31 protein-coding genes and 1 tRNA gene are annotated in these 24,933 nt (G+C 72.7%); 17 read left to right on the top strand and 15 right to left on the bottom strand.

Features of this window, described 5'->3' with window-relative positions; genetic code table 11:
- Positions 1-36: 36 nt before the first annotated feature.
- A complete protein-coding gene (locus tag O7604_RS15285) occupies positions 37-1,134 on the bottom strand; it encodes a 3-deoxy-7-phosphoheptulonate synthase (RefSeq protein ID WP_269707015.1) in 1,098 nt (365 codons plus the stop codon).
- Positions 1,135-1,387: 253 nt separating this feature from the next.
- Here O7604_RS15285 and O7604_RS15290 point away from each other — a divergent pair, with 253 nt between their 5' ends.
- Positions 1,388-1,609 carry a hypothetical protein gene (locus O7604_RS15290; protein WP_269704454.1) on the top strand — a complete coding sequence of 74 codons (222 nt, stop codon included), beginning with the start codon at positions 1,388-1,390 and terminating at the stop codon, positions 1,607-1,609.
- Here O7604_RS15290 and O7604_RS15295 read toward each other — a convergent pair.
- Positions 1,584-2,297 carry a phosphodiesterase gene (locus tag O7604_RS15295; RefSeq protein WP_281576941.1) on the bottom strand — a complete coding sequence of 238 codons (714 nt, stop codon included), beginning with the start codon at positions 2,295-2,297 and terminating at the stop codon, positions 1,584-1,586. The genes O7604_RS15290 and O7604_RS15295 overlap by 26 nt on opposite strands.
- Before the next feature lie 85 nt (positions 2,298-2,382).
- On the opposite strand from O7604_RS15295, the gene O7604_RS15300 reads away from it, so the two are divergent.
- From O7604_RS15300 to O7604_RS15330, 7 genes are all read left to right on the top strand, one after another.
- The gene (locus O7604_RS15300; RefSeq protein ID WP_281576942.1) at positions 2,383-3,672 is read left to right on the top strand and encodes a pitrilysin family protein; all 1,290 of its coding nucleotides are present in this window, start codon (positions 2,383-2,385) and stop codon (positions 3,670-3,672) included.
- On the top strand, positions 3,672-5,015 hold the full coding sequence (locus O7604_RS15305; RefSeq protein WP_269704457.1) for a pitrilysin family protein: 1,344 nt from the start codon (positions 3,672-3,674) through the stop codon (positions 5,013-5,015). The genes O7604_RS15300 and O7604_RS15305 overlap by 1 nt, the downstream gene beginning before the upstream one ends.
- 97 nt (positions 5,016-5,112) lie before the next feature.
- Positions 5,113-6,135 carry an aspartate-semialdehyde dehydrogenase gene (locus O7604_RS15310; protein ID WP_269704458.1) on the top strand — a complete coding sequence of 341 codons (1,023 nt, stop codon included), beginning with the start codon at positions 5,113-5,115 and terminating at the stop codon, positions 6,133-6,135.
- Positions 6,136-6,235: 100 nt separating this feature from the next.
- Entirely contained in the window at positions 6,236-6,904 is a 669-nt protein-coding gene (locus O7604_RS15315) for a TMEM175 family protein (protein WP_281576943.1), read from the top strand.
- A gap of 64 nt (positions 6,905-6,968) precedes the next feature.
- Positions 6,969-7,385: a CBS domain-containing protein gene (locus O7604_RS15320; protein WP_269704460.1), complete on the top strand. Its 417-nt coding sequence runs from the start codon at positions 6,969-6,971 to the stop codon at positions 7,383-7,385.
- Between the two features lie 159 nt (positions 7,386-7,544).
- Complete coding sequence (locus O7604_RS15325) at positions 7,545-7,916, top strand: SCP2 sterol-binding domain-containing protein (RefSeq protein ID WP_269704461.1); 372 nt, start codon at positions 7,545-7,547, stop codon at positions 7,914-7,916.
- Entirely contained in the window at positions 7,916-9,976 is a 2,061-nt protein-coding gene (locus O7604_RS15330) for a glycogen debranching N-terminal domain-containing protein (RefSeq protein ID WP_281576944.1), read from the top strand. Before O7604_RS15325 ends, O7604_RS15330 begins: the two co-directional genes overlap by 1 nt.
- A 6-nt stretch (positions 9,977-9,982) precedes the next feature.
- On the opposite strand, the gene O7604_RS15335 is transcribed toward O7604_RS15330, so the two are convergent.
- Positions 9,983-10,372: a VOC family protein gene (locus O7604_RS15335; protein ID WP_269704463.1), complete on the bottom strand. Its 390-nt coding sequence runs from the start codon at positions 10,370-10,372 to the stop codon at positions 9,983-9,985.
- 9 nt (positions 10,373-10,381) lie between these two features.
- Positions 10,382-11,041: an alpha/beta hydrolase gene (locus tag O7604_RS15340; protein WP_281576945.1), complete on the bottom strand. Its 660-nt coding sequence runs from the start codon at positions 11,039-11,041 to the stop codon at positions 10,382-10,384.
- A 99-nt stretch (positions 11,042-11,140) separates the two neighbouring features.
- Here O7604_RS15340 and O7604_RS15345 point away from each other — a divergent pair, with 99 nt between their 5' ends.
- Positions 11,141-11,893, top strand: a complete 753-nt coding sequence (locus O7604_RS15345; RefSeq protein WP_269704465.1) for a lysophospholipid acyltransferase family protein — start codon at positions 11,141-11,143, stop codon at positions 11,891-11,893.
- A gap of 47 nt (positions 11,894-11,940) precedes the next feature.
- Here the strand turns inward: O7604_RS15345 and O7604_RS15350 are convergent, their stop codons facing one another.
- The 5 genes from O7604_RS15350 to O7604_RS15370 all read right to left on the bottom strand — a co-directional run bounded on the left by O7604_RS15350 (position 11,941) and on the right by O7604_RS15370 (position 16,753).
- Complete coding sequence (locus O7604_RS15350; RefSeq protein WP_269704466.1) at positions 11,941-12,684, bottom strand: hypothetical protein; 744 nt, start codon at positions 12,682-12,684, stop codon at positions 11,941-11,943.
- Between the two features lie 75 nt (positions 12,685-12,759).
- Positions 12,760-13,476, bottom strand: coding sequence for a response regulator transcription factor (locus O7604_RS15355; protein WP_269704467.1), 717 nt, complete (start codon positions 13,474-13,476; stop codon positions 12,760-12,762).
- Positions 13,446-14,639 (bottom strand): hypothetical protein, encoded by a 1,194-nt coding sequence (locus tag O7604_RS15360; RefSeq protein ID WP_281576946.1) that lies wholly within the window; start codon positions 14,637-14,639, stop codon positions 13,446-13,448. The genes O7604_RS15355 and O7604_RS15360 overlap by 31 nt, the downstream gene beginning before the upstream one ends.
- Positions 14,629-15,804, bottom strand: a complete 1,176-nt coding sequence (locus O7604_RS15365; RefSeq protein ID WP_281576947.1) for an ATP-binding protein — start codon at positions 15,802-15,804, stop codon at positions 14,629-14,631. Before O7604_RS15365 ends, O7604_RS15360 begins: the two co-directional genes overlap by 11 nt.
- 148 nt (positions 15,805-15,952) lie before the next feature.
- Positions 15,953-16,753 carry a class I SAM-dependent methyltransferase gene (locus tag O7604_RS15370; RefSeq protein WP_269704470.1) on the bottom strand — a complete coding sequence of 267 codons (801 nt, stop codon included), beginning with the start codon at positions 16,751-16,753 and terminating at the stop codon, positions 15,953-15,955.
- Between the two features lie 73 nt (positions 16,754-16,826).
- Between O7604_RS15370 and O7604_RS15375 the strand changes: the two genes are divergently transcribed.
- Genes O7604_RS15375 through O7604_RS15385 form a run of 3 tightly spaced genes read left to right on the top strand, consistent with a single transcriptional unit; the run spans position 16,827 to position 18,120 of the window.
- Positions 16,827-17,267 (top strand): hypothetical protein, encoded by a 441-nt coding sequence (locus tag O7604_RS15375; protein WP_269704471.1) that lies wholly within the window; start codon positions 16,827-16,829, stop codon positions 17,265-17,267.
- A 49-nt stretch (positions 17,268-17,316) separates the two neighbouring features.
- Complete coding sequence (locus tag O7604_RS15380) at positions 17,317-17,697, top strand: hypothetical protein (protein WP_281576948.1); 381 nt, start codon at positions 17,317-17,319, stop codon at positions 17,695-17,697.
- Between the two features lie 12 nt (positions 17,698-17,709).
- The gene (locus O7604_RS15385; RefSeq protein WP_281576949.1) at positions 17,710-18,120 is read left to right on the top strand and encodes a TIGR03618 family F420-dependent PPOX class oxidoreductase; all 411 of its coding nucleotides are present in this window, start codon (positions 17,710-17,712) and stop codon (positions 18,118-18,120) included.
- On the opposite strand, the gene O7604_RS15390 is transcribed toward O7604_RS15385, so the two are convergent.
- Positions 18,117-18,563 carry a hypothetical protein gene (locus O7604_RS15390; RefSeq protein ID WP_281576950.1) on the bottom strand — a complete coding sequence of 149 codons (447 nt, stop codon included), beginning with the start codon at positions 18,561-18,563 and terminating at the stop codon, positions 18,117-18,119. The genes O7604_RS15385 and O7604_RS15390 overlap by 4 nt on opposite strands.
- Before the next feature lie 121 nt (positions 18,564-18,684).
- On the opposite strand from O7604_RS15390, the gene O7604_RS15395 reads away from it, so the two are divergent.
- Positions 18,685-19,536: an aminopeptidase gene (locus tag O7604_RS15395; RefSeq protein WP_281576951.1), complete on the top strand. Its 852-nt coding sequence runs from the start codon at positions 18,685-18,687 to the stop codon at positions 19,534-19,536.
- 27 nt (positions 19,537-19,563) lie between these two features.
- On the opposite strand, the gene O7604_RS15400 is transcribed toward O7604_RS15395, so the two are convergent.
- The gene (locus O7604_RS15400; RefSeq protein ID WP_269704476.1) at positions 19,564-19,923 is read right to left on the bottom strand and encodes a MerR family transcriptional regulator; all 360 of its coding nucleotides are present in this window, start codon (positions 19,921-19,923) and stop codon (positions 19,564-19,566) included.
- A gap of 74 nt (positions 19,924-19,997) precedes the next feature.
- On the opposite strand from O7604_RS15400, the gene O7604_RS15405 reads away from it, so the two are divergent.
- A complete protein-coding gene (locus O7604_RS15405; protein ID WP_281576952.1) occupies positions 19,998-20,726 on the top strand; it encodes an SDR family oxidoreductase in 729 nt (242 codons plus the stop codon).
- On the opposite strand, the gene O7604_RS15410 is transcribed toward O7604_RS15405, so the two are convergent.
- The 3 genes from O7604_RS15410 to O7604_RS15420 form a co-directional block, all read right to left on the bottom strand.
- Complete coding sequence (locus O7604_RS15410; RefSeq protein ID WP_281576953.1) at positions 20,680-21,189, bottom strand: hypothetical protein; 510 nt, start codon at positions 21,187-21,189, stop codon at positions 20,680-20,682. The genes O7604_RS15405 and O7604_RS15410 overlap by 47 nt on opposite strands.
- A 90-nt stretch (positions 21,190-21,279) precedes the next feature.
- Positions 21,280-21,924, bottom strand: coding sequence for a hypothetical protein (locus O7604_RS15415; protein WP_281576954.1), 645 nt, complete (start codon positions 21,922-21,924; stop codon positions 21,280-21,282).
- A 139-nt stretch (positions 21,925-22,063) separates the two neighbouring features.
- On the bottom strand, positions 22,064-22,651 hold the full coding sequence (locus O7604_RS15420; protein WP_269704480.1) for a hypothetical protein: 588 nt from the start codon (positions 22,649-22,651) through the stop codon (positions 22,064-22,066).
- Between the two features lie 247 nt (positions 22,652-22,898).
- Between O7604_RS15420 and O7604_RS15425 the strand changes: the two genes are divergently transcribed.
- The 3 genes from O7604_RS15425 to O7604_RS15435 all read left to right on the top strand — a co-directional run bounded on the left by O7604_RS15425 (position 22,899) and on the right by O7604_RS15435 (position 24,677).
- A complete protein-coding gene (locus O7604_RS15425) occupies positions 22,899-23,426 on the top strand; it encodes a SigE family RNA polymerase sigma factor (RefSeq protein WP_269704481.1) in 528 nt (175 codons plus the stop codon).
- Positions 23,423-24,202, top strand: a complete 780-nt coding sequence (locus O7604_RS15430) for a hypothetical protein (RefSeq protein WP_269704482.1) — start codon at positions 23,423-23,425, stop codon at positions 24,200-24,202. The genes O7604_RS15425 and O7604_RS15430 overlap by 4 nt, the downstream gene beginning before the upstream one ends.
- A gap of 229 nt (positions 24,203-24,431) precedes the next feature.
- On the top strand, positions 24,432-24,677 hold the full coding sequence (locus O7604_RS15435) for a tyrosine-type recombinase/integrase (protein ID WP_269704483.1): 246 nt from the start codon (positions 24,432-24,434) through the stop codon (positions 24,675-24,677).
- A 66-nt stretch (positions 24,678-24,743) separates the two neighbouring features.
- On the opposite strand, the gene O7604_RS15440 is transcribed toward O7604_RS15435, so the two are convergent.
- Positions 24,744-24,819 (bottom strand) — tRNA-Arg (locus O7604_RS15440).
- Between the last annotated feature and the right edge of the window lie 114 nt (positions 24,820-24,933).

The following is a 24,933-nucleotide window of genomic DNA, read 5'->3' on the forward strand; positions in this document are numbered from 1 at the left end:
CCGGCACCGAACCGGTCAAACTCGCCGCAACCCCGCTCAGGCCGGTGCCGGGAGCGTGGCCCGGCGGGCCCGGACAGCCTGGGCCAGGTGCTCCAGGACCTCGGCGGTGGAGTCCCAGCCGATGCAGGCGTCGGTGACCGACTGGCCGTACGTCAGCTCCCGGGTCGGGTCCAGGTCCTGCCGGCCGGGCACCAGGAAGCTCTCCAGCATGATGCCGACGATCCCGCGCTGCCCGGCGGCGAGCTGGGCGGCCACGTCGGCGGCGACGAGCGGCTGGTTGCGGTGGTCCTTGCCGCTGTTGGCGTGGCTGGCGTCGACCACCACCCGCTCCGGCAGGCCCGCAGCGCGCAGCAGTTCCAGCGCCCCGGCCACCGACTCCGCGTCGTAGTTCGGCCGGCCGCCACCGCCGCGCAGCACCAGGTGCCCGTCCGCGTTGCCCCGGGTGTGCATGATCGCCGGCGTGCCGGAGACGTCGATGCCCGGGAAGACGTGCGGCACCCCGGCCGCCCGGATCGCGTCCACCGCGGTGGCGATGCTGCCGTCGGGGCGGTTCTTCATGCCGATCGGCATGGACAGCCCGGAGGCGAGCTGCCGGTGCACCTGGCTCTCCACCGTCCGCGCGCCGATCGCACCCCAGGCCACCGTGTCCGCGATGTACTGCGGGGTGATCGGGTCGAGGAACTCGCAGCCCACCGGCAGACCCAGCCGCAGCACGTCGAGCAGGAGCGCCCGCGCGGTACGCAGGCCCGTGTTCACGTCGCCGGAGCCGTCCAGCGCCGGGTCGTTGATCAGGCCCTTCCAGCCCACCGTCGAGCGCGGCTTCTCGAAGTAGACGCGCATGACCACGAGCAGGTCGTCGGCGACCCGCGCGGCGGCCTCGCGCAGCCGGCCCGCGTACTCCAGGGCGGCGGCCGGGTCGTGCACGGAGCAGGGGCCGACGACGACGAGCAACCGGTCGTCGGCGCGGTCCAGCACCCGGCCGACGGCACGGCGGCCCGCCACGACGGCCTCGGCCAGCGGGGTGTCGAGGGGCAGGTGGTGGTGCAGCAGGGCGGGGGTGGTCAGCGGCACCACACGATCGATGCGCTGGTCGATGACGCGATGGGCGTCCGGGGAGGTGGTCACGGTGGGGATTCCTTCCGCCGACCGTGCCCCCGTGCCGGGTCCGGGGGATCGAGCCGGCTGCTCGCATACGAAAGGGCAGGGAAACAATCCCTGCCCGGCCGGCTCGAAGAGGTGGTGACGTCAGCTCATGGTCGAGTCACCGGCTCCTCCAGCCGGCTGCCTAAACCATCGATACGACCGCGTCACGTCGGCCAGCGTACCCGACGCGCGCCGGAAAACCCGCTGTCGTTCCGAAGTGCGGAACACGGGGTATGAGATCGCCATGACCACGAGCCACGACCCCACTGACCAGGAACGGATCGAGTCCCGAGCGCATCTGCTGCCGGAGGAGGCGGCGGCGGGCAGCGACGACGCCCAGGCGCAGGCCGACGCGATCCTCGCCGAGTCCGACATCCGCGAGGCGGACCAGAACGCCGCCCCCGACACGGTGCTGGAGCACCGCACCTCCGAGCAGACCGTCACCCCCGTCGAGCCTCCCGACTGAGCGCGGCACCCCGGGCCCGGCGGGAACCCCGGTAACTGTCGTCCCGCAGCCGGGCCAGCGGGCCGGCCAGACGTAACCCCGGCGGCACGTTGCCGATCGGGTCGAACGCGAGCGCGGCGTCCTCGGCGGCGCCGCGCTCGTCGTCGAGGCGTACCTCGCCGAACGGCCGCCACCGGCCCACCGGCGAGGCCACCGCCAGCACCAGCCGGGGCTCGTCACCGGCCACCGCCGCGCCCGCCTCGGCCAGGCCGCGGCCCAGGTCGGGTGACTCCGGGTCGGCCAGCGCGGCCAGGAGCAGCCGCCGCGCGCCGACCCGGAACGGCATGATCGACGTGTACGTCCCGGTGAAGCGCCGCCGAGGCAGCGGCAGGTTCCGCAGCACCGGCGCGGCGCCGCTGGAACTCCACAGCAGGTCCACCGGCGGCTCCGGGTCACGGTGCAGCCGCACCGCCACGCCCAGCACGTCCGGCCAGGCACCCGGCGTCGGCACGCCCTTGGAGAGGCGGATCGTGGCCGGCCACCGGCCGGGGGAGTCCAGCAGCGGCACCCCGGTCGGCGGTCCCGGCGTACCCCAGATCCGGGTCTCGCCGGCGAACGTGCGCCCGGCCGGGTGCAGCAGCCGGGCGTGCCGGAGCCGGGCCAGCGCGGCGGCGGCGCGCTCGACGGCGGAGGATGTGGTGGCGGCCATGCCCGCTGGGGTACCCCGGCGCGCACCGACGATGCTCCGGCGCGCGCGTCACGTCTGCGCCTCCGAGATCGGATAGCGTCGTCTCATGCCCGACAGCGGTTTCCCCTGGCCGATCGAGACGACCCGACTGGACAACGGCCTGCGCGTGGTGGTGAGCGAGGACCGTTCCGCCCCGGCCGTGGCGGTCAACCTCTGGTACGACGTGGGCTCACGTCACGAGCCGGCCGGACAGACCGGCTTCGCCCACCTGTTCGAGCACCTCATGTTCGAGGGCTCGGTGAACGTGGCGAAGACCGAGCACATGAAGCTGATCCAGGGCGCCGGCGGCTCGCTCAACGCGACCACCAACCCGGACCGGACCAACTACTTCGAGACGGTCCCCGCCGAGCACCTGGAACTGGCGCTCTGGCTGGAGGCCGACCGGATGGGCGGGCTGGTGCCGGCGCTGACCCAGGAGACGCTGGACAACCAGCGCGACGTGGTGAAGAACGAGCGCCGGCAGCGCTACGAGAACGTGCCGTACGGCGACGCCTGGCTGCGCCTGCTGCCGCTGCTCTACCCGCCCGGGCACCCGTACCACCACGCGACGATCGGGTCGATGGCCGACCTGAACGCCGCCGACCTGGCCACCTTCCAGGAGTTCCACAGCACGTACTACGCGCCGAACAACGCGGTCCTCACGGTGGTCGGCGACACCACCGCCGCGGAGGTGTTCGCGCTCGCCGACAAGTACTTCGGCGGCCTCGCCGCGCGGGCCGACATCCCGGCTGCGCCGGACGGCCGCACCGTGCCGGCCACCGGCCGCCCGGCGGTGGAGACGGTCACCGCCGACGTGCCCGCCCCCCGCGTCTACGTCGCGCACCGCACCCACCCGTTCGGCACCCCGGGGTACGACGTGACCACGGTGCTGGCCACCGTGCTCGGCAGCGGCCGGGGCAGCCGCCTCTACCAGCGGCTCGCCGACGGGGAACGGATCGCCCAGCCGGACCTGGTCGGCGCGGACGGGGTGGACCTGGCGCACGCACCCGCGCCGCTGATCGCCACCGCCACGGCCCGCCCCGGGGTGAGCGCCGAGCGGCTGCGCGACGGGCTGGCCGAGGTGGTCGACGAGCTGGCGACCGTGCCGGTGACCGCCGCCGAGCTGGACCGGGCCAAGGCCCTGCTGACCACCATGTGGTGGCGGCAGATGTCCACTGTCGACGGGCGGGCGGACACGCTCGGCCGGTACGCCACCCAGCTCGGCGACCCGGCCCGCGCGGCCGACCGGCTGCCGGCCTGGCTCGCGGTGACCGCGGAGCAGATCGCCGAGCAGGCCGCCGAGCTGCTCGGCGCCGCCGACCGGGTGATCCTGACCTACGTGCCCGAGGAGAACTGATGTCGCTGATCGCCACCCGTCCCGGCCCCGGCGCCGCCCGCGCCTACCGGTTCCCGCAGGTGGTCCGGCGGACGGCGGCCGGTGGCCAGGTGGTCGCCGCGCACCTGCCCGGGCAGAACCTCGCCGTCGCGTTGCTGCTGCTCGACGGTGGCGCGGGCCGGGAACCGGTCGGCAAGGAGGGACTCGGCGCGGTGCTGGCCAAGGCGCTGGAGGAGGGCACCGCGCAGCGGGACGCCACCGCGTACGCGCTGGCCATCGAGGCGCTCGGCACCGAGCTGTCGACCGGGCTGGACTGGGACTCGTTCCAGGTGAGCGTGCAGGTGCCGGTGGACCGGCTGACCGCCGCCGTGGAGCTGCTGGCCGAGGCGGTCCGTACGCCGCGGCTCGACCCGGCCGACGTACGGCGGGTCCGCGACGACGAGGCGACAGCGCTGCGGATGGACTGGGCCAACCCCGGTCCGCGTGCCGACGCGGTGCTGCGGGCCGAGCTGTTCGGCGCACAGCACCGGTGGGGCCGCCCGCTCTACGGCGACCCGGACAGCGTGGCCGCGCTGGAGGTGGACGACGTCACCGTCTTCCACTCGGAGTGGTTCATCCGTCCCGGCACGCTCGTCGTCGCCGGTGACCTGGAGCGGATCGACCTGGACGCGCTCGCCGCGACGGCGTTCGCCGGCGCCGGCGGTGGCCCCGTGGAACGCGGCGGCCCGATCGACGTGCCGCTGGCCGGGCAACGGCGGATCGTCCTGGTGGACCGGCCCGGCTCGGTGCAGTCCACACTGCGGCTCGGTCATCCGGCCCCGCACCGGTCGCACCCCGACCACGTGCCGATGACGCTCGCCGGCACCGTGCTCGGCGGCGCGTTCACGTCCCGGCTCAACCACCTGATCCGCGAGGTGCGCGGCTACACGTACGGGATCCGGGGCGACTTCGCCTCGTCCCGGCGGTTCGGCCGCTTCGCGGTCAACTCCGGCGTGCAGACCGCGGTGACCGCCCCGGCGCTCGTCGAGGCGGTGGGCGAGATCTCGCGTACCCAGCTGACCGGCGTCACCGAGGACGAGCTCGAGGTGGCGCGTTCCTGGCGGGCCGGGCAGCTCTCGGTCGAGTTGCAGAGTCCGCGATCGATCGCCGCGGCCCTGAGCACGCTCGTCGTGCACGACCTGCCGGACGACTACCACGCGCGGCTGCGGGAGCGCCTGCTCGCCGCGACCGTCGAGGAGGTCTCCGCCGCCGCCGCGACCTACCTGCACCCGGAGTCGCTGACCATGGTGATCGAGGGGGACGCGGCGGTCATCCGGGACGAGCTGGTCGCCAGCGGTCTCGGCGAGGTGCTCGACCACACGTGACGGGGCGGGGCGGCGGGCCTGTGATTCCCGTCGCCCCGCATCCGCGCGGTGGGAAACGTTTCCCACCCGTGCCGCCCGGCTGGGTAGCCTCGCGGGCATGAGGATCGGCATTGTGGGAGCCACCGGTCAGGTCGGTGGCGTCATGCGGCAGGTGCTGGCGGAGCGCGAGTTCCCGGCGGAGCAGGTGCGCCTGTTCGCCTCGGCCCGGTCGGCCGGGCGCACGCTGCCCTGGCGCGACGGCGAGGTCACCGTCGAGGACGCGGCCACCGCGGACTACCGCGGCCTGGACATCGTGCTCTTCTCGGCGGGCAAGGGCACCGCGAAGGAGCTGGCTCCCCGGGTCGCCGAGGCCGGCGCGGTGGTGATCGACAACTCCTCGGCCTTCCGGATGGACCCGCAGGTGCCGCTGGTGGTGGCCGAGGTCAACCCGCACGCGATCGCGGACCGCCCGAAGGGCATCGTGGCCAACCCGAACTGCACCACGATGGCCGCGATGCCGGTGCTGCGCCCGCTGCACGCCGAGGCCGGGCTGGTCAGCCTGGTCGTCTCCACCTACCAGGCGGTCTCCGGCGCCGGCCTGGCCGGTGTCGCGGAGCTGGACGAGCAGGTCCGCAAGGTGGCCGAGGACGCCACCGGGCTCGCGTTCGACGGCGGGGCGGTCCAGTTCCCGGCGCCGCGCTCGTTCGCCCGCCCGATCGCCTTCAACGTGCTCCCGCTCGCCGGTTCGATCGTCGACGACGGCTCCTTCGAGACCGACGAGGAGCAGAAGCTGCGCAACGAGAGCCGCAAGATCCTGGAGATCCCCGGGCTGAAGGTCTCCGGCACGTGCGTGCGGGTCCCGGTCTTCACCGGCCACTCGCTGCAGATCAACGCCCGGTTCGCCCGGCCGATCGACCCGGCCCGCGCCCGTGAGCTGCTCGACGGCGCGCCCGGCGTGGCGCTGCGCGACGTTCCGACTCCGCTGGAGGCGGCCGGCCAGGACCCGACGTACGTCGGGCGGATCCGGGCCGACGAGACCGTCGAGCACGGGCTCGCGCTGTTCTGCGCCAACGACAACCTCCGCAAGGGCGCGGCGCTCAACGCCGTGCAGCTTGCCGAGCTGGTCGCCGCCGAGCGCTGACCCCGTGGGCGTCCGTGCCGGGCCACCCGGCACGGACGCTCCCGCAGCGGGTATGCCCCCGCGTCGCCGGCCGCCCCGCGCCGGCAGGGCGGGGGTGCCGATGACGGCCGAAGGGGACACCGGGGACGCCGGGACGCGCTCGGACACGGTCCGGGCGATCGGGTTCAGCGACGCGGTCTTCGCCATCGTCATCACGCTGCTGGTGCTCGACCTGCGGGTGCCCGAGACGGCGCCGGGCGGAATGCTGCGCGCCCTGCTCGACCAGTGGCCGGTCTACCTCGCCTACGTCACGTCGTACCTGTACGTGGCGGTCAACTGGCTGAACCACAAGGGGACGTTCCACCGGGTCCGCCGCGCCGACCGGGGACTGCACTGGGCGAACCTCGGCGTGCTGTTCAGCGTGGCGCTGCTGCCGTTCGTCACCGGGCTCGTCTCCCGCGCCGTGGAGGAGGGCGACGTCGTCGACGAACGGGTCGCGGTGTCCGCGTACGCGCTCGTCGGCGTGATCCTGTCGATGACCTGGCTCTGGCTCTACCACTACCTGAGCCGGCACCGGGAACTGCTGGAGCCGCACGTCACCGCGCGGTTCTTCGAGGCCGAACGCGTCCGGGCCTTGCTCGGCGTGCTCGCGTACGCGATCGCCGGTCTGGTGGGCGTGCTGCTGAGCGTGCCGGCGGCGCTCGCGGTGCTCCTGCTGTTGCCGATCTTCTACGGGCTGTCCAGCAACGGCTCCTACGACCTGCGCCGACGCCTGCACCCCCGGCGGTGATGCGTGCGTTACCCCGCCCGAAGCGGCGGGTAGACGGCCGTGCCGACACCGAGAGGGGAGCACCATGACAACGGTCGGAGAGTTCATGACGACCCGGTTGGTGACGATGGACGGCAACGACACGCTCATCGCCGCGGCGCAGGAGATGCGCGACAGCGCCATCGGCGACGTGGTGGTGACCGACGGCGACGACGTGGTCGGCATTGTGACGGACCGGGACATCGCGGTACGCGGCGTGGCCGAGAACATGGACCCCACCGCCACCCGCCTCAACCAGATCACCAGCAAGGACGTGGTGACGGTGAGCCAGAACGACGACGCGGTGGCCGCCGCCGACCTGATGCGCACGTACGCGGTCCGCCGCCTCCCGGTGGTCGACGACGGCCGCCTGGTCGGCCTGATCTCCATGGGTGATCTGGCGGTGGAGCGGGAACCCCAGTCGGTGCTCGCGGACATCAGCGCCGACGACCCCAACAACTGACCTGACCGACGCGGTGACGCCGGCTCCCGGTTCGGGGGCCGGCGTCGCGCGTGTGTGCGGTGGCGCCGCGCTCACCCGGTTCGGGCGAGGTTGGCCCCGGAACGGGTGGGGACACGGGCCTCGGACAGGAGACCGCGGATCGCGGGAGGAGTCGCCCGGATGGTGGACATGACCACGAGATTCTTCGAGGACCTGGATCGGCGGGGGTTCGAGCCCCTGCTGGTCAAGACATCCGGAACGCTTCGCTTCGACCTGCACGAGGGCCCGCACACCACGCACTGGCTGCTGGAGATCGATCACGGCAACCTGCGGGTCCGCCAGGAGGACGGCGAGGCGGACACGGTGGTGGGCACCGAGCCGCGTCTGTTCGCCGAGCTGGTCGGCGGTGAGGAGAACGCGATCGCGGCGCTGCTGCGCGGTGACATGACCGTCGTCGGCGACCTGCGGCTCGTGTTGCAGGTCGAGCGGGTCTTCCCCGGCCCGCCGGACTCCCGGGGACCGCACCACACGTTCAGCGGGAGGGGTGCCTGATGCCCGGCAGCAACACCGTCCGGATCCTGGACGGCAACACGTTCGTGGTCAGCGAGGACACCGGCGACATCGAGGCCACACCGAGCGAGCCGACCGGCCTCTTCTCGCTCGACACCCGGTACCTGTCGAAGTGGGTGCTCACCGTCAACGGCGAGCGGCTCAACGCGCTCTCCTACGACGACCTGCAGTACTACGAGGCCCGGTTCTTCCTGGTGCCCGGTGTGGCCACGCACTACATCGACGCGAAGCTGTCGGTCATCCGGGAGCGGGCGGTGGGCGGCAGCTTCCGCGAGACGCTGACCATCCTCAACCACGACGAGAAGGCGGTCGACCTGGAGGTCCGGATGGACGCCGGGTCCGACTTCGCCGACCTGTTCCAGGTCAAGGACGAGATCCTGAACAAGAAGGGCGAACACTACGCCGAGGCCGAGCAGGACCGGCTGCGCCTGGGCTACCGGCGCGGCAACTTCCGGCGCGAGACGCTCCTCTCCGCCAACCGGCCGGCCCGCTACGACCAGCGCGGCTTCGCCTGGAGCATCCGGCTGGAACCCAACGAGCAGTGGGACGCCGTCATCGACGTGCAGACGTTCGCGATCGGCCCCGGCGGCCGGGACCTGCGGATGGGACTGCGCGCGCACGGCACCGAGCGGCTCGCGCTCCAGCACGACCTGGAGGAGTGGATCAGCCGGGCCCCGAAGCTGAACAGCGAGCACGAGGAACTCGCGGCGACGTACCGGCGGAGCCTGGTCGACCTCGCGGCGCTGCGCTTCTCGCCGCTGTCGCTCGGCGGGCAGACGCTGCCCGCGGCCGGCCTGCCCTGGTTCATGACCATGTTCGGCCGGGACAGCATCCTCACCTGCCTCCAGGTGCTGCCGTTCGCGCCGGACATGTCGAAGACCACGCTGCGCATCCTCGGCGCGCTGCAGGGGACCCGGTTCGACGACTTCCGGGACGAGGACCCGGGCCGGATCCTGCACGAGATGCGGTACGGCGAGACGGCCGCGTTCGAGGAACAGCCGCACTCGCCGTACTACGGCTCGGTGGACGCGACGCCGCTGTTCGTGGTGCTGCTCGACGAGTACGAGCGGTGGAGCGGCGACGGCGCGCTGGTCAAGGAACTGGAACGGGAGTGCCGGGCGGCGCTGAAGTGGATCGACGACTACGCCGACCTGCTCGGCAACGGCTACATCTGGTACGAGCGGCGCAACACCGACACCGGCCTGGAGAACCAGTGCTGGAAGGACTCGTGGGACTCCATCTCGTACGCCGACGGCACACTGCCGCCGTTCCCGCGGGCCACCTGCGAGGTGCAGGGGTACGCGTACGACGCGAAGGTGCGGGCCGCCCGGATGGCCCGGGAGTTCTGGGACGACCCCACGTACGCCGATCAGCTGGAACGCGAGGCGGCGGAGCTGAAGCGGCGCTTCAACAACGACTGGTGGGTCGCCGACCGCGGCTTCTACGCGCTCGCGCTGGACCCGGACGGGCGCCCGTGCGACGTGCTCAGCTCCAACATGGGCCACCTGCTGTGGAGCGGGATCGTGGACGACGAGCGGGCGCCGAAGGTCGCCGAACACCTGGTCGGTCCGCGGCTCTGGTCCGGCTGGGGGGTGCGGACGCTGGCCGAGGGTGAGGTCCGCTACAACCCGATCGGCTACCACAACGGCACGATCTGGCCGTTCGACAACTCGTTCGTCGCCTGGGGCCTGCGCCGGTACGGCTTCGCCGAGGAGGCCGCCACCGTCGCCAACGGCATCCTCGACGCGGCCACCTACTTCGACGGGCGGCTGCCGGAGGCGTTCGGCGGCTACCAGCGCGAGCTGACCAAGTTTCCGGTGGAGTACCCGACCGCGTGCAGCCCGCAGGCCTGGTCGACCGGCGCGCCGCTGCTGCTGCTGCGCACCATGCTCGGGCTGGAGCCGCACGACCAGCACCTGGCTGTCGACCCGCGGCTGCCGGTGGGCATGGGACGGATCGAGGTGCTGGACATCCCGGGCCGCTGGGGCCGGGTGGACGCGTTCGCCCGGGGGCGGCTCAACCTCGAGGAACTGGCCGACTGAGCCCGGTCAGTGCCCGGGCGGCGACGCGGTGTGCGCCTCGTTCGGCGGGAGCAGGCAGAACTCGTTGCCCTCCGGATCGGCCAGCACGGTCCAGCGCGGCAGCTCCCGCACGACAGTGGCGCCCGCCTCCAGCACCGCGGCCCGTTCCTCGGCGTCGCCGACCAGGTCCAGGTGGATCCGGCCGGGCTCCGGCAGCATCTCGGCGGGGCTGATCCACAGGTCGGGGCGCCGCCCGTGCGGATCGCGCAGCAGCACCGCCTCGGTCGGTGCGAGCGTGCCCTCGGCGAGCTTCACGCGGTCCTCCTCGACCACTGGCAGCCCGGTGACCGCGCTCCAGAACGGGGCGAGCACGTAGGGGTCGCGGCAGTGGATGACGATCGCGGCGAGGTCGGGCATGCCTCGAACCTAGTCGTCAGCGGCGGCGGGCAGGACGCTGTCCAGGAACGCGGCGGCAGCCGCGCGCAGGTCGGGCCGGGCCAGGTCGAGCGCGTGACCGCCGTGGGTGAGCCACAGATGCGCCGGGTGCCCGGCGGCGAGCAGCCGGCCGGTCAGCTCGACCGCTTGGGCGGCCGGCACCGCTTCGTCGTCGCGCCCCTGCACCAGCAGCACCGGTACGCCGGAGCCGAGGTGGGTGGCGATCGTCGCGTCGACGGTGGCCGGATCGCCCGGGGCCGGCGGATGACCCAGCAGGTCGGTCCACGGGTCGTCGCCGGGCGCGCGCCGGCGCCGCTGCTCCGGGTCGAGCGGGTCGACGGGTGCCCAGTACGCGAGCACCCCCGCCACGTCGCCGGGCCGGTCCACCCCGCGCAGGCCGAGCTGAAGGGCCAGCATCCCACCGGCCGAGTCACCGCCCACCAGCAGCGGCAGGCCGCCCGCCGCCGCCCGGGCGGCCCGGGAGGCGGCACGGACGTCGTCGAGCTGGGCCGGCCAGCGCGCCTGGTGCGAGAACCGGTACGAGGCCGGGACCACGCGCAGTCCGAGGGACGCGAGCGCCGTCCCGTCCTCCTCGGCGCGGGCCCGCCAGCCTCCGCCGTGGATCCAGAGCAGCACCGCGCGTTCGGTCATGAGGCCATCGTCGCCGCGCTCGGGCGGGTGCGCGACCCGGGTCTGCCGAGGGCAGATCGGCCCTACGGTCGCGTAACCTACTCGGGGTAAAGTTTCGACATGTCGGAACTCGTGTACCCACCTGTGATCACCGCCGCGAAGACGATGTTCCGGCTCCTCGACCTGCGCCTGGACGTGTCCGGCAGCGAGCACGTGCCGCCCACCGGCGGGGCCGTGATCGCCTCCAACCACGTGAGCTACCTCGACTTCATCTTCTCCGGCTACGGCGCGCACCCGGCGAAGCGGCTGGTCCGGTTCATGGCCAAGGACAGCGTCTTCCGGCACCGCGTCTCCGGCCCGCTGATGCGCGGCATGAAGCACATCCCGGTCAACCGGGCCGCCGGTGCCGGCTCGTACGCCGCCGCGGTGAGCGCGCTGCGCCGGGGCGAGGTGGTCGGCGTCTTCCCGGAGGCCACGATCAGCCGCTCCTTCACGGTGAAGGACCTGAAGAACGGCGCGGCCCGGATGTCGCAGGAGGCGAACGTGCCGCTGCTGCCGGTCGCGCTCTGGGGCACCCAGCGGCTGTGGACCAAGGGCCGCCCGCGCACGCTGACCCGCCGGCACACGCCGATCACGATCATCGTCGGCGAGCCGATGGACCCGTCCGCCTACCCGGACGCCACGGCCATGACCGCCGAGCTGCGGACCCGCCTGTCGGCGCTGGTCGACCGGGCCCAGCGGGAGTACCCGGACAAGCCGTCCGGCCCGGACGACACCTGGTGGCAGCCGGCCCACCTGGGCGGCAGCGCGCCGACCCCGGAGGAGGCCGTCGAGCTGGACCGGTCCGAGCGCCGCACCCGCAGCGCCTCCTGACCGCGCCCGCCCTCTGCGCGCTCGCGCTCGGGTTCCGGACGGGAGCGTCAGCAGGCGGAGCCGGGCTGGTCGTGGGCGGGGAAGCCGGACCACGACCAGGGCGTCGCCTCGGCCTCGGCCGGGCGGTAGTAGTCGTCGCGGGACAGGAACTCCACCGGCAGCGAGCCCGGCAGCATGACGGTGCCGAGCGTCGGGCCGGGGGAGGCGGCCACCCGGACGGCGAGGACGTCCCGCTCCGGCGGGGACAGGTCCACCAGCTCGGCGTGCGCCAGCCGGAATCCGGCCACCGCTCGGCGTACCTGCCGGGCCAGCGCGGCGACCGGACCGACCGGCCCGGTCAGCGCCAGCGCCGGCTGCCGGATGGTACGCAGTGCGTCGCAGACGACGCGCAGCTCGGCGGTGCCGTCGCCGACCTCGGCCAGCTCCAGCCGGGACGGCCACTGCCAGCGGATCTGACCGCTGACCAGGCGGGACAGCCGGACCGGTCGCCGGTGCCGGGCACCCGCCCGGCTGTCCCGCCCGGAGACCACCGACAGGTCGGAGCCGGTGCAGACGTACGCCAGCCGGCGGTCGGTCACGGTGATCGTCGCCGGGCCGGGCAGCGACCAGCAGCGGACGTCCTCACTCGGGCCGAGCAGGTGACCGGCGACGCGCAGGCAGTGCTGACCCAGCAGGCGTTCGCCCGGCTCCGGCACCAGCTCGTAGCGCCGGTCGAGCACCGGACGGGTGGGGTCGTCGTCGGCGTCGAACCGGTGCGGTCCGACGAAGAAGGGTGTGGCGTCCTCCGGCACGGTACGACCTCCCCGGTGACGGTTGGCGGTACGGACGAGCCTTCCGGATTCCTGGGGTGACTGTCATGACGCCTGTTAGGGGGTCGGCCGGTCGGCCGACGCCTGCGACCGGTAGATGCCGATATCTTCCGGTCGGACGAGTCCGTCCTCGATCGCCCGGGCGAGCAACGCCGCCTTCGTGGCGGCCGGACGCCCCGCTCGGGTGTACTTGATCCGCGCACGGTCGACGTACTGCTTCACCGTGTGTTCGCTGATCTGCATCCGGCGGGCCACCGACGCCTTCGACATCGACTGGAACCACAGCAGCAGCGCCTCGCGCTCCTTGTCCGACAGGGACGGACGATCCGGGCGGGCGTCACCGACCATCGCACCGGCCAGCGCCGGCGGCACGTACGGCCTGTCGCTCGCCGCCGCCAGCACCGTCGCCACGCAGTGCTCGCGGCCCTCGTGCTTGGCCAGGAACGCGACCGCTCCCGCGTCCAGCGCGGCGAGCATGGTCTGCGGGTCGCTGTGCTCGGAGTACACGACCACCCGGCGCCCGGCCGTGCTCAGCTCGGCCAGCTTGTCCAGCACCATCCGGCCGTGCAGGCGCAGGTCGAGCAGCACCACCTCGGCGTCCGGCGCGGCTCGCAGCACCTCGTCCGGGTCGTCCCCGGTGGCCAGCACCCGCAACCGGGGCTCACCGGCCAGCCAGGCGCGCACCCCGTCGATCACCACCGGGTGGTCGTCCACGATCGCCACCCCGATCGGGGTCCCGGCGTTCACGTCCGCCGCCAGCGGGTCTGCGTCCATCTGATCTCCCCGTCCCGCTCGTGCAGGTGTTCCACCGGCCCGTCCCCGCCGGTCGGCGGCTCGTCCGGGCCGTCGTGATCCGGTGTCACCAGGCTGACCACCACCTCGTCCGGGTTCGCCACCACTGTCATCCGGGCCCAGCCCTCGGCGGCGGCGAGCGCCGCCGTCAGCGGGTCGGCCAGCCCGCGCCGGATCTCCACCGGCAGTTCCGGGGGCGTGCCGACCGACACGAGGTCGATCGGCAGGCCGTTGCGCTCGGCCAGGTCGGCGGCCGCGCGCAGTTCGTGCAGCAACGCGTCCGGCACGTCGTCCGACTCGGCGATCAGCCGGCGCAGCCGGGCCGCGGCCAGCACCGCCCGCCGCCGTACCGCCGGGTCGGCCGGGTCGGCGTCGCCCGCCGCCAGCTCGGCCAGCACCTCCTCGGCGGTGCCGCTGACCAGGGCCAGCCGTGCCTGCCGTTCGGTGCGTGCCCGCTCGGCCGCCTCCTGCTCCGCCGCCACGGCAAGCACCGCCGCCGCGGTGGCCGCCCGGTCCCGGGCCTGTGCGGTGATCGCCGCCGCGCCGACGAAGACCGCCACCGGCAGGGTCGAGGTGCCGTAGACGTACATCGCCGTCCGGCTCAGATCGGCCGGGGCGGTCGCGCCGTACAGCACCACTGCGGCCAGCGCGACGGCGCCGTGCGCGGCGAGCATCAGCAGCAGCCAGCGCACCGGCCGCCGCCAGATCACCAGCAGGAAGAACCAGGCCAGCCCGCCCCACACCCAGTTGGCGGTGCTGAACAGGAACCGCTCGCCGGCCCCCGCGACCACCGCCGCGTCCACCACCAGCAGCGCCACGGCCAGCGGCCCGGCCGGCGGCAGGCCGCCGCGCAGCAGCCGTACCCCCGTCCCGACCCCGACCAGCGCGGTCACCAGCCAGCCGGCCGCCACCACCGCGGGCGCCGCCATCCCCTGCCCGGCCCGCAACACGGCCGGCAACGTGACCCCCAGGTGCCAGGCGGCAGCGATGACGATCACGGCGACCCGCGCGCCCTGGTCCGAGGCGTCGGCCACCGCGTGCGCCTCCGGCGGAGCGACGTCGGCTCCGGAGCGCGTCGCCACCCGCGGCCGGGGCAGCGGGCGCAGCGCGTGGCCGGCCGCCGCCGTACCCGACTCAGTCGCCATCGGACCACTCCAGCCGAACCCGGGTACCAGCGCCAGGGGCGGAAGTCACCAGGGCCCGACCACCCACAGTGTCCATCCGTCCGTGGATCGACTCGCGCAGCCCGTACCGGTGCGCCGGGACCGTGGCCGGGTCGAAACCGGGACCGTCGTCGACCACCTCGACCACGACGGTGCCACCCTCGCGCGCCAGGCGCAGCGACGTGGCCGCGCCCGGCGCGTGCCGTGCCACGTTCGCCAGCGCGGCGGCGGTGCTGTCGGCGAGCGCCGTGGCGACCTCAGCCGGCAGCCGGCACGGCGCGAGCGTCGCGGTCACCGCGAGCCCGGGCGTCGCGGCGAGCACCTCGCGCAACCGCTCGTCCAGGTCGGCCTCGCCCGTCGCGGTCGCGGTCCGCGCGCCCGCCAGCGCGGTGAGGGTACGCAGATCGTCCGCGCACCGCTCGCGCAACGTCGCCGAGTCCGGCACCGCGCCGAGACCGACCATGGTGAGCGTGCCCAGGACGGTGTCGTGCAGGTCGCGGTTGTGCCGCCGTTCGGCCTCGCGGGCGGCGCGCGCCACCACCGCCTCGTGGGACAACCGCTGGTAGTCGGCGAACGCGGCGTCGGCGCGGGCGATCCGCCGGCGCATCACCGCCGTCATCACCGCCGTGCTGCCGGTCTGCACCAGCAGCGTCCCGGCGTGCGCCCGCGCCTCGGCCGGGTCGCCGGCCAGCGTGGCGCCCGTGACGTACGCGGCGGTGACCAGCAGGCCGGCCGGCACGGACCAGCGGGCCGGGGCGGTGGCCTGCGTGTTGATGACTGTCGAGCTGGCCAGCACCGCGATCCAGCTCGCCTCGCCGGGCAGCACCTCCGGCGCGACGAGCCACGGTACGGCGATCGCGGCGGCGGTGGTCAGCGCCACGTCACCGGCGACCAGCGCGCCGCCGATGCCGTGCCGGAACGCGCGGAACGCGTACCAGACCGACCAGGCGGTGAGCACGACGACCGCGGGGATCAACAGCGCCACCCGCACCGGCGGCGTACGCACCGACAGGGCGACGACCGCGCCGACCACGCCGCAGGTGAGCCGCAGCAGCGCCGGCAGGGTGGTGAAGATCAGGCTGAACGCGTCACCCGCCGGGCGGGCCAGCGGGGGCCGTGGCATGGGCACGGCGGCAGCGACCGGCATCGGGGAGATGTCCTTCCGGTAGCGACCCGGCCGGGTCCGCGCGGCAGAGATTGACGCTGGAGAATAACACGGTTTGTCGGAACTGGTCACCCTTGGTGCTTGACGAGTTTCGCTCCGGCGTAAAGCAGCCGGCCGTCCGGCCCGGCGATCAGCGGCGCGCGGCGGCGAGCAGGTGGGCGCTGGCGCCGAGGATCGCCGCGTCCCGCTCGAACGTCTCGGCGCAGGCCAGCGCGTCGGTGAACAACCGCTCGTGCGACCCGGTGCCGAGGGCGTTCAGCAGCGGCCACAGCGGACCCTCCACCCCGTACACCTGCGGGGTGGGCAGACCCGCGGCGACGAACTCGGCGGCCAACTCCTCCGGCCGGTGGAAGAAGGCGGTGGTGAAGCCGGTGCGCGGATCGTTCACCCCGGTCTCGTACTCGGCGCGCAGCAACTGCCGGTTGTCGTCGTCCAGGCGGCCCTGCGCGGTCAGGTCGATCAGGGCGGCGTGGCGGCTGATCGCCGCCGCCACGATCGTCCCGCCCGGCCGGGTCACCCGCGCCGCCTCGCGCAGCGCCGCCACCCGGTCGGCCTGCCGGGGCAGGTGGTAGAGCGGCCCGAGCAGCAGCGTCGCGTCCGCCGCCGCGTCGGGCGCCGGCAACGCGCGGGCGTCACCCACCGAGGCGCCGACAAGTGGGTACGCCGACCGCGCCGCCGCCACGTGTGCGGGCACCAGGTCGACCAGGTGCACCCGGTAACCGGCCGCGGCGAGCGGACCCGCGTACGCCCCGGGACCACCGCCGACGTCCAGCACGTCGGCCGGTGCGGCGGGCAGCAGGCGGGCGAGCAGGTCCCGGGTACGCCGTGCCTCCAGCCGGCCCTGCGGTGACCCCTCCAGCCGGTCCGCCTCGACGTAGACATCGGTGTAGTAGCGGCGGACGTCCGGCTCGGGTGGACGGTGTGCGGGCATCCCCTGATCGTCGACGAGAAGCGGAGCTGCGGCATCCGGTTTACGGTTGCCGAGGTTTCCTACCCTGCGGGGTATGGCATACCAGCCGGCCATGGTGCCGCCGAAGAAGTCCAAGCGAACCCTGTTCATCGTGCTCGGCGTCGTGCTGGCGATCTGTTGTTCCGGCGGTGTGCTCGCCGGATTCTTCCTCTTCCGTGCCGTGCAGGAAGCGACCGGCCCGGCCCGGTCCACAGCGCAGACCTATGCCGAGGCGATCGTCGACCGCGACTATCCCGCCGCGTACCGGCAGCTCTGCTCCCGCGTACGCGACCGGGTCAGCGAGGAGGACTTCACCCGGCAGCAGTCCTCCCAGCCGGAGTTCACCGACTACCAGATCACCGGGCTCAACGTGTCGAACAACAACGGGCGGGTGAGCGGGTCGACGACCATCCGCTTCACCCCGGCCACCGGCACCAACGTGACCCAGTCGTTCCCGATGGTCAAGGAGGACGGGGAGTGGCGGATCTGCGAGTGAGCCGGTCGCGGGGCGGTGGGGCGGGCGCCGGGCAGGCATACTCCGCGGGATGACTGCGGAGTCCCCGCCGGTCCTGCGGCCCGGCCCCTTCCTCGTGGTGCTGCTCGGCGCGGTCGTGATCGCGTTGTTGCTGCTCATGCCGATCCGGATCGGCTTCGGTGACCACACGGCGGGCACCAGCTGCGGCAACGCGGTCGCCATGGATCTCGGGCACTGGCGCAACCAGCCCTACTCGGAGGAGAGGGACACCTACCTGGATCTGGCATTCCGCAGGTGCATCAGCGAGCGCGTCGACCGGACCGCGCAATCAGTCGGCGTGTTCACGTTGACGCTTCTCACCGTCATGGGGATGCGGGTGTGGCACGCGGCTCGCCGGGAGCGGGCCGGCCCGTCCGGAGGCGAACCTCTTCAGTCGCCGCGTGACACCTGATCCACTTGTCGCATGGCCTCCTCTCCCGCAACCCCGCTTCCGCCGGCCGTCGCGGACCGGCTCGCCCGCGAGCGCAACGTCTGGCTCTGCACGCTGCGCCGGGACGGCTCCCCGCACGTGACGCCGGTGTGGTTCGTCTACGCCGACGACGTCTGGTGGATCGGCTGCGAGGGCCGCAGCGTCAAGGCCCGCAACGTGGCGGCCGACCCCCGCGTCTCGCTCGCCCTGGAGGACGGCGTCCACCCGGTCGTCGCGGAGGGCGAGGCTCGGGTGCACCGGGCCGACTTCCCGCCCGCGATCGTCACGGCGTTCGCGGAGAAGTACGGGGGATGGGACATCCGGCAGCCCGTCACCCCGGACAGTGAACGGGTGCTGCTGGAGGTGCCCGTCCGGCGGTGGCTGCTCGCCGGCGCGGCACGCTAGTCCCCGGAGAACCCCCAGAAGTAGAGCTCGTTCGGGGCACCCGCCTCGTCGTGCAGGACGGCGTACCGGCCGAACCAGCGCTGCTCGGCCAGCGGCTCGAGCGCCTCGACGTGAGCGCGGGTCGGCCGGGCGACGCCCGCTCGTGCGAGCGCCTCCGCCTCCGTCACCCGCTGGAACGCCCCGAAGCCGGGTTCCTCGCCGTCGGCCAGCACCCGCGTCATGTCGAGGATGGAGTGTGTGCCGGACTCCTGCACCCGCTCGTCCGCCCACAGCTCCTCCTCGCTGCGGGGACGGTCCGGGAAGTCGGCGGCGGAAGCGCCGAACCCGCCCGGCACCGCCCACCAGTAGTCGCCGGTCTCGAAGACCTGTCGGCGCAGTTCGTCCAACGCGGCCTGGGCGTCCGGCTGGTACGCCACGAAGTAGCTCCATCCCGATGCGCCCACGCTACCTCCCGGTGATCCCGCTCGTCGCCGCCACGTCCGGCGGCGCACGCGATCATGCCCGAGACCACCGACGAAACCGGCGGGTCAACGCGACCAGGATTCCTGTGCCACTGTCTCCGCCATGCGTCTGTCGTCAGGCCTTCGAGTCGCCGCGGTCGTGGCCGGTCTGCTGTCGGTCGGAGCGGCACTGCTCGCCATGCGGGAAGCGTCGCTCCTGTGGGCGGTGGTCACGCTGGCGGCGTTGTGCGGCCACGCGCTCACCGCTTCCGGTGCGCCCCGGGTGAGGTGGAGCGTCGCCGCCGGCGCCGGGCTGTTCGCACTGGTGGCAGCCGCGAACCTGCACTGGCACCGGGAACAGGCGGCGGACGCGGGCGAGTCGGCAGGGAGTCGGGCGGCGACGCTGGCGCACCTGCTGGAGAGCTTGCGGGAGGGCCTGGACCGGCAGCGGCTGACCGCCTGGGGCCTGGCTCTCGGCGTACTCCTGCTTGCCCTTGCCGTGCCGGCGCTGCCGGCACGCGGCGGACGGCGGGGGGTGGTGACGGCGGTCCTGGCGGTGGCAGTGCTCGTCTGGTGCGGGCTGAGCGTGGCGGCGACGCCCGGCGACCCGCCGCTGCTCGACCTGCTCCTGGCGCTGCAGCCGACGCTGCTCGCCGTTCTCGTGACCGCCGCGGTGCTGGCGTCGTCCGGATGGCGGGGAGACCGGCGCGGGCTTCTCACGGCGGGCATGGTCCTGCTGGCGCTGGTCGCCGTGCGGGCCTGCGCGGATCTCGCCGCCATGTGGGTGAGCTGGTGGACGCTTGTCGAGCCCGCCGAGGACGCCTTCCTGCAACCGGGAGTCATGGTGAGCGTGGGTGCTCCGGCGGGAAGCGCCCTTGAGGTGTCCTCGGCGGTGGAAACGGCTGTCGCGCTCGGCGGCGCGGGGTTGGCGGTCGTCGGCGCGTTGCGTGCTTCCCGCGAGAACGCCCGTCCGTAGTCTTCCCCCTTGCGCGGGCGGTCGCGCCTACGGGTGCGAATCGGTGATCGCGATGACCTCGTCGAGGCGGTCCAGTGCGGCCCGCAGGTCGTCGACCTTGGCCTGGATGCGCTCGCGCTCGGCGCGCAGCATCGCCCGCTGCGCGGGGTCGGTGTGCCCGGAGTCCCAGCACGGCAGGAGCTCCGCGATCCGGCTGCTGGTCAGGCCGGCGGCGTACATCTGCTGGATGAAGCGCACCAGCGTGACCGTGTCCGGCCGGTAGAGGCGCTGGCCGGACGCACTGCGCCTGGGGACGAGGAGACCCTGTTCCTCGTAGTAGCGCACGGCGCGCACCGAGACACCGGCGCCGCGCGCCACCTCGCCGATACGGATCAGGGTCTCGGGCATGTGGCTCCTCTCACTCCGATCCGGGCGGTCCGCACTTGCCTCTGACGTCAACGTCAGGTTTTAGCGTACCGGGCATGGACATCACCAACTCGGTAGCCCTCGTCACCGGAGCCAACCGTGGCCTGGGCCGCGCCTTCGCCCAGCGCCTGCGCGAACGCGGCGCCCGCAAGGTCTACGCGACCGCCCGCCGCCCCGAAACCGTCGACCTACCAGGCGTCGAAGTGCTGCCGCTGGACATCACCAGTCCCGCATCCGTACGGGCCGTCGCCGCTGCCGCCCCGGACGTCACGCTGCTCGTCAACAACGCCGGAATCCAGACCGGAACCGACCTGGTGACCGGTTCGCTGGACGCGGTGCGGCACGAGGTGGAGACGAACGTGCTCGGCCACCTGGAGATGATCCGGGCCTTCGCCCCGGCGCTGGCCCGCAACGGCGGAGGCGGAATCGTGAACGTGCTCTCCGCCATGTCGTGGTTCGGGACCAGGGGTGCCGGCGCCTACCACCTGACCAAGGCCGCCGCGTGGGCGATGACGAACGGCGTACGCCTGGAACTCGCCGACCAGGGCACGCTCGTGACGGCGGTACACCTCGGCCTGGCCGACACCGACATGTCAGCCGGCTGGCCCGTCGACAAGATCGCGCCGTCGGATCTGGCCGACGCGGTGCTCGACGGCGTCGAGGCGGGCGCCGCCGAGGTGCTCGCCGACCAGTGGAGCCGCGACGTCAAGTCCCGGCTGACGCTGACCCCGGAGGAGTTCAACGCCGCGATGGACCGGGCCTTGGCGGCGCTGACGACTGCCTGATCGTCATCCACGCCATGATCGCGACGAGCACCACGGACACGACAGCCGAACCGGCTACCAACGGGTTGACGAACCCCGGCACCAACTCCGGCCCGCAGGTGGTGTCATGCAGCGGCCACATGGACGACGACCCGCCGGCTCGCTCCGGGTCGTACGGCATGTCACCACCCATCGCGATCCGACACCTGTCGTCGGGGTCGGTCGGCAATCCGGACGGCATTCGGCTCAGTCCGTAACCGTACGAGGCGAGTCCCGTCAGCACCGGCCCGGCGATCAGCATCCATCCGGCACGTCTCTGCCGTCTGGCCGGGCCGGGAGGGCTCCTTCGCCTTCGCCCGTTCACCAGGACGAGCAGACCCCACAGGGGCAGCGCGACGGCGCCAACCACGAGCAACGGCCACGCCAGCGCGAGCAGCACCAGGACGACGTAGGCCACCATCAACGCGAACTCGGGGAACTCCATGGCGTCCACAACCTACAGGCACAGGAGTGGCTCAACCGGCGGTGATGGCCCGAACGCCCGCCGCCCTCACCGACCTCGACCTGGAGCCGTTCATCGCGCGGTACCGGACGCTCGACCCGCACGAGTTCGACTCCGCTCTCTGTGGTCCCGAATGACGACCGTGCCGGACCCGGTGGTGTCGGTGCAGTCCGGGCCGTGCACGTGGAGGCCGGCGACATCGGTGGTGATCGCGGCCGAGCCGAAGTAGGCGGGATCGAGGACGAAGGCCACACGGGTGCCGGCTCCGACGGGAGCGGAGAACTCCGCAGGTGGCTCGACCGGCCGCAAGCCGACGAGGCGCTGCCGATAGCCGTGGCCGTGTCGCCAGACCTCGACAGTGGTCTGCGAACTCACCGCCGCCGCGGCGGCGCTCGACCAGCGCTCGCTGGTGAGCAGCGAGTCGTAGTAGCCGAGCCTCGGCATGCCCGGGCCGGTGAGGACGTCCGCCTGATCGTCGGTCACCGAGAAGACGAGATCAGCGGTGATCTCCGCTACGACGTCGGGTGAGTGGCTCGCGGCGACCCGGGTGGCCGGATGAAACGCGTGCCCCACGACCGTGCACAGCACCCGAGTCGCCAGACGCGGATCGTCCCTGCCCACCCCGAAGTACATACCGGGCCGCTTGCGTACGGAGTCGTCGAACTCCAGGACCCTGATCTTCGCGAGGCTGTAGTCAGGCTCCGTCACGCCGACCACGCTATTGCGGCAAGGCACGCGCGGCTATCGGCATGACAGCGTGTTTCGTCGTCCGCCGACTTGGCTGTACAGCCGCGAGCGTGCCGTTTCTGCTGAGCGCCCGCCGCTCTAGTCGAACCACACGACCAGGCGCACGCCGTCATCGCCGAAGCGCTGCGCCAGTGCGCGCATCACGGCGAAGACGTGCTCCCACCCGGTTCCCGGACCGACGACGTCCTGCCGGGTCATCGGCCCGTACTCGAACGCGACCCCGGCTTCTTCCCAGCGGCCCGGTGACCTCGGCAGGCGATGTGCCGACCGGAGGAACGCCATACTTCCCAACGACCTCGGCGGGCCACTCGTCAACCACCCGGAACTGACGAATCAGCCCCGGCGCCTCGTGCACGCGCAGCACCCCGCAGGCCGCAGGAGGCACCGACATGTCAAGGTCACGCAACTCGGCCCAGGAAACCCAGGTAGCGCCATGGATGGCAGCATCCATCCGCACGGCCTCGTCGTAGTCGGCTCGTACCGGGCTTGATACCTCCGCCGGCAGGCCGCGGCCAGCCGCAACCGGCTCCCAGCCGAGCCAGTTCCGCACACCGAACAGGCAACCGAACGCCGTGTAGTCGCCATCGTCGTAGAGCGGGGACAGCGGCATCATGCACAACCACGACTCCCGCCCGTGCCAGTCCGCGTCGGCATGGGGATGCCGGACCTCGAAAAAGCCGTAGATATCGGTTGGCACGCGCGACAGGGTAAGCGTTCGAGGCGATTTATTGATGGGTTTCTGTGCCAGCCGTACGGCCCGTCCGCGGCGCCCGGAGAGACTCGCACCTGCGGCGTTGGGACTTGAAGAAGATCGCGGATGGCTGGTCAGGCGATCACGCGCCTGGTCAGCCGGTCCGTCGTTGACGATCCTTTCCGGCCGAGGGCAACCTCCTCGGCCAGCCGTACCGTTCCCCACATATGAGACCGACAAGAGACGTGGCGCGATGAATCGCGCCGACGAGGACGAGTACCGGCAGTTCGTGACGGCCCGCCTGGAAACGCTGCGAGTGACGGCGTACCTGCTATGCCGTAACTGGCACACCGCCGACGACCTCGTGTCCATCACGATCGGGAAGCTGTACCGCCACTGGCACCGGGTCCGCGCGATGGAGAACGTCGACGCGTATGTCCGGGCAATGCTCACCAACGCCTGGCTGGACGAACGGCGCCGGCCGTGGCGGCGCGAACGGAGCACCGACAACCCGCCCGAGCGGGCGGACGCGGAGTTCTCCGAGGCTGCGCTGGCCGACCGGGAACACCTCCTCGACCTGCTGTCCCAGCTGCCGCCGCGCCGACGGGCAGTGATCGTCCTGCGGTTCTGGTGCGACCTGTCGGTCGAGGAGACGGCGCGGGTCCTGGGCATCAGCACCGGCACGGTGAAGAGCCAGGCCGCACGGGGGTTGGAGAGCCTACGCCTGCTGGCGACGTGGGACGGGACGCGGATTCGGGCGAGGAACGGAGGGGAAGCATGAGCTATCAGACGGTTTTCCGGGAGGCGGTCGGCGAGATCCCACCCACCTCTATCGATGTAGAGCAGGTCATCCGCCAGCAGCGCCAGCAGCGTCGGCGGCACCGGCTGGCGACCTTGGTGGCCGCTGCGGTACTCGGGGTCGCCGTCCCGCTCGCCATCGTTGGCGGGTCCGGGCCGGACCTACCGACATCGTCGTCCTCCCCGAGCCCGACTGCACAGCCGGCGCGGACCCCACGCCCGGAACCGGGGAAGACCTTCAGCACGAATGACCTTGCCGTCTTCGCGGCGCTGGAGCGCGAGGCGCCCGACGTCGAATGGATCACCAAAGATTGGCCGTCGGACGGCGACGTGGTGACGTGGAACCCTGTCAACTCGACGAAACTCTACTTCGGGCAGGGTCCGATCCGTGCCGGCGATCGGACCGGATACTTCTCGCTGCAGGTGGAGCAGGACTGGGACCGTCGGGTCGTTCCCTGCATTCCGGAGAAGACCCAGGGCAAGAGCTGCGTCGACAGCACGGGACCGGCCGGCGAGAAAATCCGGACAGCATCGAGCCAGGTCCCGATCACGTCGTCGCCCAAGAACCGGAGTCTGACACTCCGCGGAATGCCCACTGCACCGACCAGCGACAGGTTCTCGACTCATTACGGCATCGCGGTCGAGCGGTCGGACGGGACGCGCCTGATAGCGACCATGGCTGCCGATGGGGAGAACCCACCCCTCACCCTCGCGCAGCTAACCGCGGTGGCCCTGGATCCCGCGCTCACGCTGGACTGAACGGCGGCCGGCCGGCGACGCGTGCATCGCTGTCCATCGACAACGTCAAGAGCGAAGGATCTGATCTCTGAGGAGGCCCGGGGCTCGGGGCAGAGCCCCGGGGTCTTCAGGTGCTGGTCGTCCCCAGCGTCACAGGCCGGCGCGGCCCGCTTCGCGGGCCGTCTTGACGTGCGGCGGGGGAGCGGTAGCAGGATCACGGTCTGGTCTTCCCGCCCAGGTCGGTACGCCGATGGATCCGGACCACATCGACCGGACGTGGCAGAAGGTCCGGCGGCGGCCTCGACTGTGGCTGCGGCTGCACGACCTGCACCACGCCTGCGCGACGTTCCTGCTCGTCTCCGGTGCCTCGCCCCGGACGGTGACGAAGGTGCTCGGTCACAGCCAGATCCGCCTGACGACGAATACCTACGCCCACGTCCTGTGGGAGATCGAGCGGGCCGCCGTGGACGAGGCCGCGCAGCACTTCGTCGGCTGACTTGGCCGTACGTGGGTCGTGGTGATCGATTCGACCGAGCGCCAAGCCGCCGACCTGCGATAACGGTGGTGCGCCCGGCAGGATTCGAACCTGCGGCCTTGGGATTAGAAGTCCCCTGCTCTATCCGCTGAGCTACGGGCGCGCGCCGACGGTCGTCGCGCCAAGAGGGTACCGCCGGTCCGCACGTGGCCGGGGGCACGGGTCGGCGCGTCCGTTCCGCCCCTCAGCGTCCCACGCCGGGGTCCGGGCCGGCACC

The sequence above is a fragment of the Micromonospora sp. WMMA1947 genome, assembly GCF_027497355.1.
In the GTDB taxonomy this organism is placed as follows: Bacteria; Actinomycetota; Actinomycetes; order Mycobacteriales; family Micromonosporaceae; genus Micromonospora.

Excerpts from the sequence above, each read along its gene's own strand:
- O7604_RS15365 (WP_281576947.1), bottom strand. The coding sequence starts at position 15,804 with ATGCCGGTCGCTGCCGCCGTGCCCATGCCACGGCCCCCGCTGGCCCGC.
- O7604_RS15380 (WP_281576948.1), top strand. The coding sequence starts at position 17,317 with ATGACTGCGGAGTCCCCGCCGGTCCTGCGGCCCGGCCCCTTCCTCGTG.
- O7604_RS15385 (WP_281576949.1), top strand. The coding sequence starts at position 17,710 with ATGGCCTCCTCTCCCGCAACCCCGCTTCCGCCGGCCGTCGCGGACCGG.
- O7604_RS15300 (WP_281576942.1), top strand. The coding sequence starts at position 2,383 with ATGCCCGACAGCGGTTTCCCCTGGCCGATCGAGACGACCCGACTGGAC.
- O7604_RS15410 (WP_281576953.1), bottom strand. The coding sequence starts at position 21,189 with ATGGAGTTCCCCGAGTTCGCGTTGATGGTGGCCTACGTCGTCCTGGTG.
- O7604_RS15325 (WP_269704461.1), top strand. The coding sequence starts at position 7,545 with ATGGTGGACATGACCACGAGATTCTTCGAGGACCTGGATCGGCGGGGG.
- O7604_RS15430 (WP_269704482.1), top strand. The coding sequence starts at position 23,423 with ATGAGCTATCAGACGGTTTTCCGGGAGGCGGTCGGCGAGATCCCACCC.
- O7604_RS15315 (WP_281576943.1), top strand. The coding sequence starts at position 6,236 with ATGACGGCCGAAGGGGACACCGGGGACGCCGGGACGCGCTCGGACACG.
- O7604_RS15370 (WP_269704470.1), bottom strand. The coding sequence starts at position 16,753 with ATGCCCGCACACCGTCCACCCGAGCCGGACGTCCGCCGCTACTACACC.
- O7604_RS15435 (WP_269704483.1), top strand. The coding sequence starts at position 24,432 with ATGGATCCGGACCACATCGACCGGACGTGGCAGAAGGTCCGGCGGCGG.
- O7604_RS15340 (WP_281576945.1), bottom strand. The coding sequence starts at position 11,041 with ATGACCGAACGCGCGGTGCTGCTCTGGATCCACGGCGGAGGCTGGCGG.
- O7604_RS15335 (WP_269704463.1), bottom strand. The coding sequence starts at position 10,372 with ATGCCCGACCTCGCCGCGATCGTCATCCACTGCCGCGACCCCTACGTG.
- O7604_RS15360 (WP_281576946.1), bottom strand. The coding sequence starts at position 14,639 with ATGGCGACTGAGTCGGGTACGGCGGCGGCCGGCCACGCGCTGCGCCCG.
- O7604_RS15400 (WP_269704476.1), bottom strand. The coding sequence starts at position 19,923 with ATGCCCGAGACCCTGATCCGTATCGGCGAGGTGGCGCGCGGCGCCGGT.
- O7604_RS15295 (WP_281576941.1), bottom strand. The coding sequence starts at position 2,297 with ATGGCCGCCACCACATCCTCCGCCGTCGAGCGCGCCGCCGCCGCGCTG.
- O7604_RS15320 (WP_269704460.1), top strand. The coding sequence starts at position 6,969 with ATGACAACGGTCGGAGAGTTCATGACGACCCGGTTGGTGACGATGGAC.
- O7604_RS15355 (WP_269704467.1), bottom strand. The coding sequence starts at position 13,476 with ATGGACGCAGACCCGCTGGCGGCGGACGTGAACGCCGGGACCCCGATC.
- O7604_RS15405 (WP_281576952.1), top strand. The coding sequence starts at position 19,998 with ATGGACATCACCAACTCGGTAGCCCTCGTCACCGGAGCCAACCGTGGC.
- O7604_RS15395 (WP_281576951.1), top strand. The coding sequence starts at position 18,685 with ATGCGTCTGTCGTCAGGCCTTCGAGTCGCCGCGGTCGTGGCCGGTCTG.
- O7604_RS15345 (WP_269704465.1), top strand. The coding sequence starts at position 11,141 with ATGTCGGAACTCGTGTACCCACCTGTGATCACCGCCGCGAAGACGATG.
- O7604_RS15310 (WP_269704458.1), top strand. The coding sequence starts at position 5,113 with ATGAGGATCGGCATTGTGGGAGCCACCGGTCAGGTCGGTGGCGTCATG.
- O7604_RS15375 (WP_269704471.1), top strand. The coding sequence starts at position 16,827 with ATGGCATACCAGCCGGCCATGGTGCCGCCGAAGAAGTCCAAGCGAACC.
- O7604_RS15330 (WP_281576944.1), top strand. The coding sequence starts at position 7,916 with ATGCCCGGCAGCAACACCGTCCGGATCCTGGACGGCAACACGTTCGTG.
- O7604_RS15290 (WP_269704454.1), top strand. The coding sequence starts at position 1,388 with ATGACCACGAGCCACGACCCCACTGACCAGGAACGGATCGAGTCCCGA.
- O7604_RS15425 (WP_269704481.1), top strand. The coding sequence starts at position 22,899 with ATGAATCGCGCCGACGAGGACGAGTACCGGCAGTTCGTGACGGCCCGC.
- O7604_RS15305 (WP_269704457.1), top strand. The coding sequence starts at position 3,672 with ATGTCGCTGATCGCCACCCGTCCCGGCCCCGGCGCCGCCCGCGCCTAC.